A 14726-nucleotide genomic window follows, 5' to 3' on the forward strand; every position below is an offset into this window, starting at 1 on the left:
CAGAATGAAGATGGACGCCGTCTTAACGCCGTGGCCCAACCCCTTCGTCCTTAGTCGAAAGAAAGGTAAGATATTTCAGCGTCTTGATCTGAGGGTATAGTCTTGGGATCGCGCTGGAGTCGGCCACTGGCCGATGAACCCCGGAGGGGCCTTTGGTCTACCGCCACACCATCGACGCCACGACCTATACATTCCCGGACCTGCGCGACCTGCTCGCCAAGGCGACGCCGCCGCGCTCCGGCGACCGGCTGGCCGGGATTGCCGCAGCCAGCGCCGAGCAGATGATCGCGGCGCGGATGGCGCTCGCCGACGTCCCGCTCGGGCAGTTCTTGCAGGAAGCGGTCATCCCGTACGAAGCCGACGAGGTCACCCGCCTCGTCATCGACGGCCACGATGCCAGCGCATTCGCGCCGGTGGCTTCGCTGACGGTCGGTGCCTTTCGCGACTGGCTGCTGTCGGACGTGGCGACATCAGAGGTTTTGCGCGGGCTGGCGGGCGGCATTACCCCGGAGATGGCGGCCGCGGTCTCAAAGCTGATGCGCAACCAGGACCTGATCCTGGCGGCGCGGAAATGCGAGGTCACCACCGCCTTTCGCAACACCATCGGCCTGAAGGGGCGGATGAGCACGCGGCTTCAGCCCAACCATCCCTTCGACGATGCCAGGGGCATCACCGCCTCGATCCTCGACGGCATCCTGTTGGGGGCCGGCGATGCCTGCATCGGCATCAATCCGGCCAGCGACGATCCCGCTGTCATCGCGCAATTGCTGCGGCTGCTGGACGAAATCATCGCCCGGCTGAAGATCCCGACGCAAGCTTGCGTGCTGACCCATGTCACGACGACTCTGTCGCTGATCGGGCAAGGCGTGCCGGTCGACCTCGTCTTCCAGTCGGTCGCCGGTACCGAGGCCGCCAACCGCAGCTTTGGCGTCGACCTCGCGCTCCTGAAGGAGGTGCAGCAGGCCGGCCTGTCGCAGAAGCGCGGCACGGTCGGCGAGAACGTGATGTATTTCGAGACCGGCCAGGGCTCGGCGCTGTCGGCGGGCGCCCATCACGGCGTCGACCAGCAGACCTGCGAGGCGCGGGCCTATGCGGTCGCCCGTGCCTTTGCGCCATTGCTGGTCAACAGCGTGGTCGGCTTCATCGGCCCGGAATATCTCTACGACGGCAAGGAAATCATCCGCGCCGGGCTGGAGGACCATTTTTGCGGCAAGCTGCTCGGCCTGCCGCTCGGGATCGACATCTGCTACACCAACCACGCCGAAGCGGACCAGGACGACATGGACAATCTGCTGACGCTGCTGGCGGCCGCCGGCGTCACCTTCATCATGGGTGTCCCCGGGGCCGACGACGTCATGCTGAACTACCAGTCGACGTCTTTTCACGACGCGCTCTATGTCCGCGACGTCTTCGGCCTGCGCCGCGCGCCGGAATTCGACGACTGGCTGGTGCAGTCGGGGATCGCGGGCGCCGATTTCCGTCTTGCCGGCGACGCAGGCCTGCTGCCCGATTTTGCCTCACGGCTGATCGCGTGACGTGGCGGGGGCGCCCGGCCGCTTGAGGAAACCATTGGTGCCTCTCGGAATTATGGTCCTGCCACAATATTGAGAAATTCCGGCGACAGCATTACGCTATGTGTCTGGCTGGCAATTTCCGCAGCTATGTCGAGTGGCGGGGGAGCTTTGATGCGAGCTGAAAGTAACGGTACGGCCCGGCGGATTCTGTGCGTGTTTCCGCGGTACACCTCGTCGTTCGGGACGTTCGAGCATTCCTATCCATTGACCGACGGCGTCTGCGCCTTCATGCCCCCGCAGGGGCTTTTGCTGCTCGCGGCCTATCTCCCCGAGGACTGGGAGGTTAAATTCGTCGACGAGAATCTCCGTCGCGCGACCGACGAAGAGTTCGCGTGGGCGGAGGCGGTCTTCGTCAGCGGCATGCACATCCAGCGCCAGCAGATGAACGACATCTGCCGCCGCGCCCATGAATTCGATCTTCCGGTCGCGCTCGGCGGTCCCTCCGTCAGCGCCTGCCCGGATTATTATCCCTCGTTCGACTATCTCCATGTCGGCGAGCTCGGCGACGCCACCAATCAGCTGCTCGAGATGTTGGCGCGCGACACGTCGCGTCCCGGCGAGCAGGTGGTGCTCACCACCAAGGACCGCGTGCCGATGACGGAGTTTCCGATCCCGGCCTACGAACTCGCCGACGTGAAGAAATACTTTCTCGGCAGCATCCAGTATTCCAGCGGCTGCCCCTATCAGTGCGAGTTCTGCGACATTCCCGGCCTCTACGGCCGCAATCCGCGCCTCAAGTCGCCCGAGCAGATCATCGCCGAGCTCGACCGCCTGCGCGAATGCGGCATGACCGACACGGTCTATTTCGTCGACGACAATTTCATCGGCAACCGCAAGGCGGCGATGGACCTGCTGCCGCACCTGATCGAATGGCAGAAGCGGACCGGCTATGTGGTGCGGCTCGCCTGCGAGGCGACGCTCAACATCGCCAAGCGGCCCGAGATCCTCGAAAAGATGCGCGAGGCCTATTTCATCACCATCTTCTGCGGCATCGAGACGCCCGATCCCGACGCGCTCAAGGCGATGCACAAGGACCACAACATGATGGTCCCGATCCTCGAGGGCGTGCAAACGATCAACTCCTACGGCATGGAGGTCGTGTCCGGCATCATCATGGGGCTCGACACCGACAAGCCGAACACCTCGGAGGCGTTGCTGGCCTTCGTCGAGGAGTCCCGGATTCCGCTGCTCACGATCAACCTGCTCCAGGCGCTGCCGAAGACGCCGCTGTGGGACCGTCTGGAGCGCGAGGGACGCCTGATCGAGGATGACGGCCGCGATTCCAACGTCGACTTCCTGTTGCCCTATGACGAGGTCGTCGCATCCTGGAAGCACGCCATGGGCGTCGCCTACGAGCCCGAGAAGGTCTACGCGCGCTTCCAGTATCAATGCGACAACGTTTATGTGCACCGCCTGAAGATGCCAACGCCGGACGAGATGAAGACCTGGCCCAACATCCGGCGCGGTCTCGTCATGCTGCGCAACATCTTCTGGAAGGTCGGTGTGCTCGGCGACTACAGGCGCGTGTTCTGGAAGTTTGCGCTCGGGCGCATCAAGCGCGGCGACCTCGAAGGGCTGATCGGCTGCACCTTGATCGCGCACCATCTGATTACGTTTGCGCGCGCGGCGTCCAGCGGCAGGCAAAACGCCTCGAACTATTCGATCCGGCTGCGCGAGGCCTCCGTACCCGCCGAATGATGCGACATGTCTGATCCGGCCGTCCCGCGCCGCCCGACCCTCGATCTGCGGTCGCTGACGCCTGCGCGCGTGGCGCTCGGCCGCAGCGGCGCGAGCGTGCCGACAAGGGCCTTGCTCGATTTCACGCTGGACCATGCCCGCGCCCGCGATGCCGTGCATGCAGTGTTCGACGCGCCGCGTCTGGTCGCCGATCTCCGCGCGCTTGGCCTCGTCGTCACCGAGGCGCGGAGCCAGGCGGTCAAGCGCAGGGACTATTTGCGGCGGCCGGATCTGGGGCGACAGCTCGAGACCGGCTCGGTCGAACTGTTGGCACGACATGCCTCGGAGCCGTGCCAGCTCGCGGTCGTGATCGGCGACGGCCTGTCGGCGGCGGCGGTCCATGCCCATGCGGTGGCGCTGGTGTCTCACCTGCTGCCGCTGCTCGCGGAAGGCGACGACGTCGCGATCGGACATGTCGTTGTCGCCTCAGGCGCGCGCGTCGCGCTCGGCGACGAGATCGGCGCGATTCTCGGCGCGCGCATGGTGGTGACGCTGATCGGCGAGCGGCCGGGCCTGTCCGCGCCCGACAGCCTCGGCGCCTATCTGACCTTCGCACCGAAGCCGGGCCGTACCGATGCCGAGCGCAATTGCGTCTCGAACATCCACAAGGCCGGGTTGAGCCATGACGAGGCGGCCTTCAAGATCGCCTGGCTGGTCCGTGAGGGGATGACCCGGAAGGTCACCGGCGTGGCGCTGAAGGACGAGAGCGGCGATCCTTCCGCTCGAATCGGGACGATCCGGCCGGAATGAGCGATATCAAGGGTCGAAATCGCCGCATGTTGATCCAATTTGTGCGCTTGCGCGCGCTTGCGAGAGGGCGTTTGGACCTGCTAAACCCCTCGCGGCGATTTTCCGCGCATTTTCAAAGGGCAAGCCTCCCATCTGTATGGCATTTTCAAGCCGTTCGCGGGGCGCAATAAGCTCACAGACCCGAGCCGATTTAGGAACTGGACAAGGCATGCTCGAAAAGCACCGCGAGAATGAGGTTCATGTCGACAAGGTCGAGCAGGGACCGACGTCCTCGATCGCCTTCGGGCTCGAGCGCATCGGGCTGATCGCCGTCCGGGCGCCGATCGTCTCCTGCATCGCTCTGCTCGCCCTGATCGTCGGTGCTGTGTTCGGCATTCACCGGATCAAGATCGACGATTCGCTATCGCAGCTGTTCCGGTCCAACACGCCGGAATTCCGCCAGTATGAAGCGGTGACAAAGAAGTTCCCGGCCGAGGAATTCGACGTCCTCGTCGTGGTCGAGGGCAAGACCCTGCTGGCACGGAATAACCTCGAGAAGCTGCGCGACTTCGTCACCGATATGCAACTGGTCGAAGGCACGCGTGGCCTAGTCTCGCTGTTCTCGGCGCGCCAAGCGCCGGCGCCGGGCAAGCTGCCGGCGGCGCTGTTCCCGCCCGAACTGCCCGAGGGCGCGGCCTATGACAAGTTCATCGAGACCGTCAAGAACAACGAGATCATCCGCGGCAAGCTGTTGTCGGAGGACGGAACGCTGGCGCTGATCGTGCTGTCGCTCGATCCGGAGGTGGTCGCCTCCAGCAAGCTGACCAAGACCGTCGGCGACATCCGTGCGCTGATGAAGGAAGACCTCGGCGATACCGGCCTCAACGTGCAGCTCTCCGGCGTGCCGGTGATGCAGCTCGAGATCCGCAACGCGGTCGAGCGTGACGGGCTGACCTATAACATCCTCGGCATCCTCGCCGGCTGCGTTATCGCCATCATCTTCTTCCGCAAGATCTCGTTCATGGTCGCGGCGGCGTTCCCGCCGATGATTGCGATCCTGCTGGCGCTCGGTGCGCTCGGCTGGGCCAATTTCAATCTCAACATGTTCCTGAACGTGATGACGCCGCTCATCATGGTGATCAGCTTCTCGGACTCGATGCAGTTGACGTTCGCTGCGCGCGACCGGCTGATCGCAGGCCAGGACAAGTTCACCGCGTTCAAGAACGCCGTGCTGGTCGTGGGCCCGGCCTGCGTGCTGACGCACGGCACCGCCGGCATTTCCTTCATCGCGCTCCAGTTCTCCGACTCCGACCTGATCCGCAAGTTCGGCGAGGCGGGCTTGGCCGCCACCATCATCGCGCTGGTCGCGGTGCTTTCGCTGGTGCCGGTATTCGGCGTGCTGCTGGTGCGCAACGAGAAAGTCTTTGCTTCCAAGTTCCAGAGCGCGGATGCCGGCGTGCAGGCGCTGCGCAATTTTTGCTACTGGATCGCGGTCCGCATGGTAGGTCGTCCCGGCCTGTTCAGCCTGATCGCGGTGTTGTTCGTCGCGGGCCTCGGCGTCATCTATGCCAATCTCGAGCCGCGCTACCGGCTCGCCGATCAGGTGCCGGACAAGCGCCAGGCGGTTGCCGCCAGCGACCGGCTCGATGCCAAGCTCACCGGCGCCAACCCCGTCAACGTGCTGGTCCAGTTCCCCAAGGGTGAAACGCTCTATTCGCCGGAGACGCTCCAGACCATCGCGGATGTGCATGCGACCGTCGAGAAAGCGGCCGGTGTCGGCAACGTCTGGTCGCTCGAGACCCTGCGCCGCTGGCTTGCGGAAAAGGCCGGCAGCGCCGACGTCGCGACGCTGAAGGAATATGTCAACGTCATCCCCGAGCATCTGGTCCGACGCTTCATCGATGCCGAGCAGGATGCCGTCGTAGTCGCAGGCCGCGTGCCGGACAAGGATTCCAGCCAGCTGCTACCGATCGTCGACAAGCTCGATTCCGAACTTGACGCCGTCCGCAAGAAGCATCCCGGCTACGAGATCGCCGTAACGGGTCTTGCCGCGATTGCCGCGCGCAATTCGGCCGGCATGATCGAGAAGCTCAACCGCGGCCTCACCGTCGAATTCGCGCTGGTCGCGATCTTCATCGGCCTGGCCTTCCGCTCCTGGGTCGTGATGTTCGCCTGCATCCTGCCGGGCATCTTCCCCGTGGTGATGTCGGGAACGGTGCTGTGGGCGATGGGCGAGGGCCTGCAATTCGCCAGCGTCGTGGCGCTCACCGTCTCGTTCGGCCTTGGCTTAAGCGCCACCATCCACTTCCTCAATCGCCTCAGGCTGGAGAGCAAGCCGGGCGTCGGCTCGGCGCTCGCGGTCGAGCGGGCGACCGTGCTGGTCGGCCCGGCGCTGATCCTGACCACGCTGGTGCTGGCCTGCGGCCTCGTCGTCACCGTGTTCTCCGATCTGCCGTCGCTGCGGCTGTTCGGCTGGCTCAGCGCCTTCTCGATGGTGATGGCGCTCGTCGCCGACCTCTTCATCCTGCGGCCGACGGCGATGTGGCTGATCAACCTGCACGCCAAGCTGCAGGGCCCGGACAAGCCGGCGATCTGAGCGGGCGGCGGCATACGCCGCCCTTTGATCACGCCTCGACGCGGATGACGCCGTACGGATTGAATTTGAAATCGTCCTCGGCGTAGTCCTGCTCCCGCGAGAGCGTAAGCTTGCGATCGCGTAGCGTCACTTCGATGCCGCGCTCGGCCATGGTGTTGGCAATCTCCTCCATGAGCATCACCGCCGTCCATTCGTTGCCGCGCGATTTCACGACATAGATCTCCGGCAAGCCGACGAGGTGATAGCCGACGGTCTCGTAATAGCGATCGCCGCCGAGCGGACGCTTGGCGAAAGCAAGACGACACGCCTTGGCGACGGCGAGGGTCATGCCAAGGCCCTGACTGGTCTTTGCGCCCTTGCGTGCCTGATCGCCGAGACTGCGCCATCGCTCGAGGCCGTGGGCAACGCCGGCGCTTTCACCCTTCACGGCGGTGGCACCGGCCTCGATCATCTCCTCGACGATGCGCAAGGCCGCCGCCGAAAAGGCGACTGCCTTCTGCTGCTCCAGCGGCGGGCTCAGCAAATAGAGCACAGCCTTGTGGTTGACCACGGCCGCTTCGTCCGCGGCAGACCAGGCTTTCGGGAAGACGCGATCCCAGCACACGCCGAACGACCGCTCCATGTGCGGATCGGGCTTGGCCTGCGAATAGGTGCGGTCGATCTCGAAGTTGAAATCCGCGATTGTCTTGGCCACCGCCTTCGGCGGATGCAGCAGGCTCTCGTCCTTGCCGAGGAAGCAGAGCACGTGACGCGGTTTCACCGACGAAGGTTGCATGCTCGTACCCTGCTGGTCATTGGCGAAGGCGCGACTGGCTACGAAGAGCCCGGCGGCCTTGAGCAGATGTCTGCGAATTGGGTCCATGTCCGTGTCAGCAAAAAGCCCCCGGCTCGCGAGAACCGGGGGCGTGTTCCTTATCCGCTGGGATGGGCGTCAGCCCTTCGTCATCGTGATGTTGACGCCGCGGATCTCGCCCTTCGAGCTGATCTGCACCGTCTGCTTGGTGCCGTTGGTGCGCAGCGACAGGTTGGCGGCGAAGCCGTTGGCCTCGACGAACACCTCGATCTGGCCGCCGCCGGCGGTGCCCTGGAGATTGCCGAAGATGTTGCGGTTGGTCTCGCTCCAGTTGCCGGAGATTCGCTCGCCCTGGCTCGTCACGTCGCTGGTGAGGTCGAACTTGTAGCTGTCGGACGCGCAGTGCAGGGCCTGCTTGAGGCTGAGACCGGTGCCTGCGACCTTGTAGTCGGCCTTGCAGCGGATGCGCTCGGTGCTGCCATCGGACAGCGACACCGTGCCGGTGCCGGTCCACGCACCGTCGAAACCTGCAAACGGTCCGGACGACTGAGCATGGCTTGCCGAGACTGAGAAGAGCAGCGCAGCCCCGATGCCGGCCGCCTTGATTGCCTGTCCAGATCGCCCAAAGAATTGCATTTTGAATATCCCGTTTTCGAACGACGTTCGCTTGGGATGAACGTCTCGCCACATCGAAAGTTTAGTGTTCCGAGCCTGTGTCTGGTTCAAAGCCGGACAGCCAGGGACGGCGGTTCACGACGCCCTCGCGCCAGGTCAGCCTGGGCGATTCTCTCTGTTTCGGTGTGTTTCTGGCGGGAAAAGCAGGGCGGAGAGATGCAGCTCTGCAACAGGTACGCATCAAAACGCGGTGTGCCAGAATTATGACGTAGTATCAATCTCTTACATCTGCCAATGAAGTGTGAGGGAAGACCTGATTTGGTGGATGTGGCGCCAATTTGGCCGCATTTGCCAGTGCTTGTGCCTTCTCCGAGGCCGCATGTTCCGCGGCGACTTGCCATCAGAACAATCCGTTCCGGTCGTCCGCCCTGTGCTGTCCGGGAATAGGTGCGGTTCTGCCGTCAGAATGAAGGAATACAATGCGTAAGCTTCTCGTCGCTCTCACCCTGTTGTCGGCCTCCCTTTCGACGGCGGCATTCGCCCAGGCAGGACGCGGCACGGACGCCGAACAGAAGGCCTGCACGCGCGATGTGCAGAAGTTCTGCCGCCCGGTCATCGACCAGGGCGATTTCACCATCCTGGCCTGCCTCAAGGAGAACCGGGCCAAGATCTCGCAGGCCTGCGACCAGGTCCTGAAGACCCACAACCAGTAAGCTCGGCCATTGGCCCACAAGGGCGGCCCCGGGGCCGCCTTTCGGGCCGGATCCGGAAGGGCAGCCATCGAGAGACAGGATTGGTTTTGCGGCCGTATTCCCCTATATGGGGGCCGCGGCGGCATCGCCGGCATGAGCCCGCGCGAGCGAAAAAGCCCTTCCTGTCCAAACGATTGTAAACCAGCCCTCGATGACCTCTGCGAGCGAATTGCGATCCGGCAAGGGTGACCGCGACGAGAATTTTCCCGTCGCGTCCTGGATCATTCATCCGCGCCATCGCGCACTGATCCTGGCGTACTACAATTTCGTCCGCACCGCCGACGACATCGCCGATCACGCGACGCTGCCGCCCGACCAGAAGCTCGCTTATCTCGACCTGCTCGAGGCGGAACTGCTCGGCGAGGGCGACACCCAGGCCGAAGCCGTCATTCTGCGGCGGGCGCTGGCCGAGCGAGGCATGGCACCACGCCACGCGCTCGACGTGCTCGTCGCGTTCCGCATGGACGTGACCAAGCTCCGCTACGAAAACTGGGACGAGGTCATCCACTATTGCCGCTACTCGGCGATGCCGGTCGGCCGTTTCATGCTCGACGTCCACGGCGAGAGCACGTCAACCTGGGCGGCCTCGGACGCGCTCTGCGCAGGCCTCCAGATCAACAACCACCTCCAGGATTGCGGCAAGGATTTTCGCGAGCTCAATCGCGTCTATCTGCCGCGCGACGCGCTGGCCGCGAGTGGCGCCTCGGTCGAGCAGCTCGGGTTGACTCAGTCGCCGCCGGCGATGCTGGCCTGCCTTCAGGCGCTCGCGGTGCGCAACGCAGCCCTGCTCGACGAGGGCAGGTCGCTGAGCGCGGAGATCCGCGATTTCCGCCTCGGCGTCGATGTCGCGGTGATCAAGGCTTATGCCGATCGCATCGTGCGCCTGTTGAAGGTGCGCGATCCCCTGCGCGAACGCGTGCATCTGAACAAGTTCGAGCTTCTCACTTTCAGCCTCGCCGGCATGATCGGCGAAGTCGGCCGCCGCGCGATCGGGCGCAAGGCCATTTCCAGACCGGGGACTGCACATGACGCTTGAGGCGACCTCGCCCAGCGCCAATTACGGCTCGACCGCATCGAACAGCTCCTTCTACGCTGCGATGCGCATCCTGCCGCATGACCAGCGCGAAGCGATGTTCCAGATCTACAGCTTCTGCCGACAGGTCGACGACATCGCCGATTCCGACGGCCCGCGCGACGAGCGGCTCGCCGCGCTTCAGGAGTGGCGCAACGACATCGACGCGCTCTATCAGGGCCATCCGCCGCCGCGGCTGAAGGACTACGTCGCCTCGGTGAAGACCTTCGGCCTCAAGCGCGAGGATTTCCTTGCGATCGTCGACGGCATGGAGATGGACGTGCCGCAGGACATCCGTGCGCCCGACATGGCGACGCTCGATCTCTACTGCGATCGCGTCGCCAGCGCCGTGGGACGGCTGTCGGTGCGGGTGTTCGGCCTGCCCGAGGAAGACGGCATTCAGCTCGCCTACCATCTCGGCCGCGCGCTCCAGCTCACCAACATCCTGCGCGACATCGACGAGGACGCTGGCCTCGGCCGGCTCTATCTGCCGCGCGAGGCGCTGCTGCACGCCGGCATCACCTCCAACGACCCGAACCGCGTGATCACCGAGCGCGCGCTGCCGAAGGTCTGCCAGCCGCTGACGCAGCGTGCGAAGGCGCATTTCGAGAAGTCTGACGAGATCATGAACCGCAACAAGCGCCGCGCCGTCCGCGCGCCGCGGATCATGTCGAAATACTACCATTCCATCCTGGACCTCCTGATCGCGCGCGGCTTCAACGCGCCGCGCGAGCCGGTGCGTGTGTCGAAGGTTACACGCATCCTGATCCTGCTCCGTTACGCTTTCATCTGATGCAAAAGACAGCTCACATCATCGGTGCTGGAATTTCCGGCCTCTCCGCCGCCGTGCGGCTCGCCAATGCCGGCTTCAAGGTCGCCGTGCACGAGGCGACGCACCAGGCCGGCGGCCGCTGCCGTTCCTATTTCGACGGCGCCACCAATCTCACCATCGACAACGGCAATCATCTGCTGCTGTCGGGCAACAGCCATGCGCGCGCCTATGCCCGCTCGATCGGCACCGAGGCGGGCCTCGTCGGCCCCGAACGCGCGCAGTTTCCGTTCGTCGACATCAAGACCGGGCAGCGCTGGCAGATCGATCTCGGCGATGGCCGGCTGCCGACCTGGGTGCTCGACGAGAGCCGCCGCGTTCCCGACACCGGGCTCAGCGATTATCTCAAGCTGGCGCCGCTGATCTGGGCGTCGGAGGAGACGCTGGTCGGCAAGTCCATTCCCTGCGAAGGCATCCTGTATCAACGGCTGGTGCAGCCGCTGCTGCTTGCGGCACTCAACGTCGATCCGCCCGAGGGCTCGGCCGGGCTTGCCGGCGCGATCGTGCGCGAGACGCTGCTTGCCGGCGGACAGGCGTGCCGGCCGCTGATCGCGCGCGACGGCCTGAGCGCCGTGCTGATCGAGCCTGCCGTCAAGTTCTTGCAGGAGCGCGGTCACACCGTTCAGCTCGGCCATGAGCTGCGTTCGTTTACGACCGGTGACGGCAAGGCCAGCGCGCTGAATTTCGGCGGCGAGGATGTGATCCAGCTCGGTGAGGGCGATGTCGTCGTGATGGCGGTGCCGCCGCGTGCCGCCGCGAGCCTGCTGCCCGGCCTGAAGACGCCGACCGAATTCCGCGCCATCGTGAACGCGCATTTCCGGTTCGAGCCGCCGCCGGGCTCGGCGCCGATCCTCGGCGTGATCGGCGGCGTCGTGGAATGGCTGTTCGCGTTCGCGAACCGGCTCTCCGTGACCATCAGCAATGGCGACCGCCTGGTCGACATGCCGCGCGAGGAACTCGCGCAGGCGATCTGGAACGACGTCTGCAAGGCGGGCGGGGTGTCCGGCGAGCTGCCCCCCTGGCAGATCGTTCGCGAGCGCCGTGCCACATTTGCGGCCACACCGGCCCAGAATGCCCTGCGTCCGGGGCCGGCGACTGCGCTGAAAAACCTGTTTCTTGCCGGCGACTGGACTGCTACGGGATTGCCTGCAACCATCGAGGGATCGGTACGGTCCGGTGATCGCGCCGCCGATCTGGTTTTGGCCGCAAAGCGGCCCTGACGGGCATTGTCCCGGTCAAATTTCAATCGACTATCGGAGCAATCGAGCGACATGGATGCCGTGAACGCGACCAGCCGCGAAGCCCAAGAATCCAGGGCCTTGGAATCGGGCGTCTTGGAATCGAGCATTGCGTCGGCGACGGAAGGCGTTCTCGGCTTCCAGCAATCCGACGGTCATTGGGTGTTCGAGCTCGAGGCCGACTGCACGATTCCGGCCGAATACGTCCTGCTGCGCCATTATCTCGCAGAGCCCGTGGACGCCGTGCTCGAGGCCAAGATCGGCAATTATCTCCGCCGCGTGCAGGGCGCCCATGGCGGCTGGCCGCTCGTGCATGACGGCGAGTTCGACATGAGCGCGAGCGTGAAGTCCTACTTCGCGCTCAAGATGATCGGCGATTCCGTCGACGCCCCGCACATGGTGCGTGCGCGCGAGGCGATCCATGCCCGCGGCGGCGCGATCAACAGCAACGTCTTCACGCGCTTCCTGCTTGCGATGTTCGGCGTGATGACCTGGCGCGCGGTGCCGGTGCTGCCGATCGAGATCGTGCTGCTGCCGTTCTGGTCGCCGTTCCACATCAACAAGATCTCCTACTGGGCGCGCACCACCATGGTGCCGCTGATGGTTCTTGCCGCGCTGAAGCCGCTGGCGAAGAATCCGAAGGGTGTTGGGATCGACGAGCTGTTTCTTCAGGATCCGCGCTCGATCGGCATGACCGCGAAGGCGCCGCACCAGAGCATGGCCTGGTTCGCGCTCTTCCGTGCGCTCGACGGCATTTTACGCGTCATCGAGCCGATGTTTCCGAAGAGCCTGCGGCAGCGCGCGATCGATGCGGCGCTCGCCTTCACCGAGGAGCGTCTCAACGGCGAGGACGGCATGGGCGCGATCTATCCGCCGATGGCCAACATCGTCATGATGTATGACGCGCTCGGCAAGGACGAGAATTATCCGCCGCGTGCGGTCACGCGCCGGGGCATCGACAAGCTGCTCGTGTTCAACGGCGACGAGGCCTATTGCCAGCCCTGCGTCTCCCCGGTGTGGGACACGACGCTGACCGCCCACGCGCTGCTGGAAGCCGGCGGTGACACGGCCGTGCCTGCGGCCAAGCAGGGGCTCGACTGGCTGATCCCGAAGCAGGAGCTCGAGGTGAAGGGCGACTGGGCGGTGAAGCGGCCCGACGTGCGCCCGGGCGGCTGGGCCTTCCAGTACAACAATGCCTATTATCCCGATCTCGACGACACCGCGGTGGTGGTGATGTCGATGGACCGCATGCGACGCGAGCACGGTGCGACCGGCTATGACACCGCGATCGACCGCGCCCGGGAGTGGATCGAGGGCATGCAGAGCGACGACGGCGGCTGGGCCGCCTTCGACGTGAACAACCTCGAATACTATCTGAACAACATCCCGTTCTCGGACCATGGCGCGCTGCTCGATCCGCCGACCGAGGACGTCACCGCGCGCTGCATCTCCATGCTGGCCCAGCTCGGCGAGACCGAGAAGACCAGCAAGCATGTGGCCGACGGGGTTGCCTACCTCAGGAAGACCCAGCACCCGGAAGGGTCCTGGTACGGCCGCTGGGGCATGAATTTCATCTACGGAACCTGGTCGGTGCTCTGTGCCCTCAACATGGCCGGCGTCCGCCATGACGACCCGATGATTCGGAAAGCCGCCGACTGGCTGGCCTCGATCCAGAACAAGGACGGCGGCTGGGGCGAGGACGCCGTCAGCTACCGCCTCGACTACAAGGGCTGGGAGGCCGCCCCCTCGACCGCCTCGCAAACGGCATGGGCCTTGCTTGCCCTGATGGCTGCTGGCGAGGTTGATCACCCGGCCGTCGCCCGCGGGGTGGAGTACCTGATTGCAACACAGAACAAAAAAGGACTGTGGGACGAGCAGCGGTACACCGCCACAGGCTTTCCTCGTGTATTCTATCTGCGTTATCACGGTTACCCGAAGTTCTTCCCGCTGTGGGCGTTGGCGCGGTATCGGAACTTGCGGAACACCAACAGCAGGGTGGTAGGGGTCGGGATGTGACTTTGGGGACGGGGGACTATCTTGCCGTGGGTAATGCCATCGACCCGCGGCCAATATTGATTGTGACTGGACTGGTTCAGGAGGCCCGTATCGCGGCTGGGCCCGGAATGGCGGTCATTTGCTCGTCGAGCAGCCCGACCCAGTTGCGGGCGCTGCTGACGGTGGTGGATCCTCAGACGATTCGCGGCGTGATCTCGTTCGGCGTGGCCGGCGGGCTCGACCCGACGCTGCGCTCCGGCGACGTCGTGCTGGCGACCGAGGTGCTCTCCGGCGATACCCGCTGGGCCGCGGGCCTGTCGCTCGGCGACGACCTGATCGACCGCCTGACGTCGGGCCGCCGCCGCGTGGTGCGCGGCAGCCTTGCCGGCGCCGAGGAGGTGGTCACGAAGCGGTCCTGCAAGGCGGCGCTGCATTCGGAAACCGGCGCCTCTGCCGTCGACATGGAGAGCCACATCGCGGCCGCCTACGCCGCCGAGGCCGGGCTGCCCTTTGCCGCGGTCCGCGTCATCAGCGATCCCGCCCATCGCGCGCTGCCGGCGCTCGCCCGCGCCGCCATCAAGCCGAACGGCCAGATCGATCTCGCCGCCGTGCTCCGTGGCATCGTGCGCAATCCGACCACGCTGCATGCGCTGGTCTCGACCGGCATCGACTTCAACCGCGCGCTGCGTTCGCTGCGCGGCTGCCGCGACTATCTGATCGGCACCGAGCTCGTCGACAGCGAGGCCCTGGTCTCCAAGGCGGCCTGACCTCCTGATGCGATAAAGCAAAGGGCCCG

General features: G+C 64.9%; 12 protein-coding genes. 10 read left to right on the top strand and 2 right to left on the bottom strand.

Features of this window, described 5'->3' with window-relative positions; genetic code table 11:
- Positions 1-152 precede the first annotated feature (152 nt).
- From ACKWRH_RS13265 to ACKWRH_RS13280, 4 genes are all read left to right on the top strand, one after another.
- Positions 153-1535, top strand: a complete 1383-nt coding sequence (locus ACKWRH_RS13265) for an ethanolamine ammonia-lyase subunit EutB (protein ID WP_445220904.1) — start codon at positions 153-155, stop codon at positions 1533-1535.
- 150 nt (positions 1536-1685) lie between these two features.
- Positions 1686-3272 (top strand): B12-binding domain-containing radical SAM protein, encoded by a 1587-nt coding sequence (locus ACKWRH_RS13270; protein WP_445220905.1) that lies wholly within the window; start codon positions 1686-1688, stop codon positions 3270-3272.
- A 6-nt stretch (positions 3273-3278) separates the two neighbouring features.
- Positions 3279-4061, top strand: a complete 783-nt coding sequence (gene eutC / locus ACKWRH_RS13275; RefSeq protein ID WP_445220906.1) for an ethanolamine ammonia-lyase subunit EutC — start codon at positions 3279-3281, stop codon at positions 4059-4061.
- A 208-nt stretch (positions 4062-4269) separates the two neighbouring features.
- Positions 4270-6636 carry an efflux RND transporter permease subunit gene (locus tag ACKWRH_RS13280; RefSeq protein ID WP_445220907.1) on the top strand — a complete coding sequence of 789 codons (2367 nt, stop codon included), beginning with the start codon at positions 4270-4272 and terminating at the stop codon, positions 6634-6636.
- Positions 6637-6664: 28 nt separating this feature from the next.
- Here the strand turns inward: ACKWRH_RS13280 and ACKWRH_RS13285 are convergent, their stop codons facing one another.
- Both ACKWRH_RS13285 and ACKWRH_RS13290 read right to left on the bottom strand, forming a co-directional pair.
- Positions 6665-7498 (bottom strand): hypothetical protein, encoded by an 834-nt coding sequence (locus ACKWRH_RS13285; protein ID WP_445220908.1) that lies wholly within the window; start codon positions 7496-7498, stop codon positions 6665-6667.
- Between the two features lie 69 nt (positions 7499-7567).
- Complete coding sequence (locus ACKWRH_RS13290) at positions 7568-8065, bottom strand: hypothetical protein (protein WP_014496825.1); 498 nt, start codon at positions 8063-8065, stop codon at positions 7568-7570.
- Between the two features lie 458 nt (positions 8066-8523).
- On the opposite strand from ACKWRH_RS13290, the gene ACKWRH_RS13295 reads away from it, so the two are divergent.
- The 6 genes from ACKWRH_RS13295 (at position 8524) to ACKWRH_RS13320 (ending at position 14697) form a co-directional block, all read left to right on the top strand.
- Entirely contained in the window at positions 8524-8757 is a 234-nt protein-coding gene (locus tag ACKWRH_RS13295; protein WP_028143219.1) for a hypothetical protein, read from the top strand.
- Between the two features lie 190 nt (positions 8758-8947).
- Positions 8948-9832: a squalene synthase HpnC gene (gene hpnC / locus ACKWRH_RS13300; RefSeq protein ID WP_445220909.1), complete on the top strand. Its 885-nt coding sequence runs from the start codon at positions 8948-8950 to the stop codon at positions 9830-9832.
- Positions 9822-10661 (top strand): presqualene diphosphate synthase HpnD, encoded by an 840-nt coding sequence (gene hpnD / locus ACKWRH_RS13305; protein WP_014496821.1) that lies wholly within the window; start codon positions 9822-9824, stop codon positions 10659-10661. Before hpnC ends, hpnD begins: the two co-directional genes overlap by 11 nt.
- Positions 10661-11917, top strand: coding sequence for a hydroxysqualene dehydroxylase HpnE (hpnE, locus tag ACKWRH_RS13310; protein WP_445220910.1), 1257 nt, complete (start codon positions 10661-10663; stop codon positions 11915-11917). Before hpnD ends, hpnE begins: the two co-directional genes overlap by 1 nt.
- 51 nt (positions 11918-11968) lie before the next feature.
- Positions 11969-13951 (top strand): squalene--hopene cyclase, encoded by a 1983-nt coding sequence (gene shc / locus ACKWRH_RS13315; RefSeq protein ID WP_445220911.1) that lies wholly within the window; start codon positions 11969-11971, stop codon positions 13949-13951.
- Entirely contained in the window at positions 13948-14697 is a 750-nt protein-coding gene (locus tag ACKWRH_RS13320) for a phosphorylase (RefSeq protein WP_445220912.1), read from the top strand. Before shc ends, ACKWRH_RS13320 begins: the two co-directional genes overlap by 4 nt.
- Positions 14698-14726: the final 29 nt, after the last annotated feature.

The organism is Bradyrhizobium sp. Pa8 (assembly GCF_052588265.1).

What these genes read in the sequence shown, in the direction of transcription:
- hpnE (WP_445220910.1), top strand. Translation starts at nt 10,661, where the DNA reads ATGCAAAAGACAGCTCACATCATCGGTGCTGGAATTTCCGGCCTCTCC.
- ACKWRH_RS13285 (WP_445220908.1), bottom strand. Translation starts at nt 7,498, where the DNA reads ATGGACCCAATTCGCAGACATCTGCTCAAGGCCGCCGGGCTCTTCGTA.
- ACKWRH_RS13295 (WP_028143219.1), top strand. Translation starts at nt 8,524, where the DNA reads ATGCGTAAGCTTCTCGTCGCTCTCACCCTGTTGTCGGCCTCCCTTTCG.
- ACKWRH_RS13290 (WP_014496825.1), bottom strand. Translation starts at nt 8,065, where the DNA reads ATGCAATTCTTTGGGCGATCTGGACAGGCAATCAAGGCGGCCGGCATC.
- hpnD (WP_014496821.1), top strand. Translation starts at nt 9,822, where the DNA reads ATGACGCTTGAGGCGACCTCGCCCAGCGCCAATTACGGCTCGACCGCA.
- shc (WP_445220911.1), top strand. Translation starts at nt 11,969, where the DNA reads ATGGATGCCGTGAACGCGACCAGCCGCGAAGCCCAAGAATCCAGGGCC.
- ACKWRH_RS13270 (WP_445220905.1), top strand. Translation starts at nt 1,686, where the DNA reads ATGCGAGCTGAAAGTAACGGTACGGCCCGGCGGATTCTGTGCGTGTTT.
- ACKWRH_RS13280 (WP_445220907.1), top strand. Translation starts at nt 4,270, where the DNA reads ATGCTCGAAAAGCACCGCGAGAATGAGGTTCATGTCGACAAGGTCGAG.
- hpnC (WP_445220909.1), top strand. Translation starts at nt 8,948, where the DNA reads ATGACCTCTGCGAGCGAATTGCGATCCGGCAAGGGTGACCGCGACGAG.
- eutC (WP_445220906.1), top strand. Translation starts at nt 3,279, where the DNA reads ATGTCTGATCCGGCCGTCCCGCGCCGCCCGACCCTCGATCTGCGGTCG.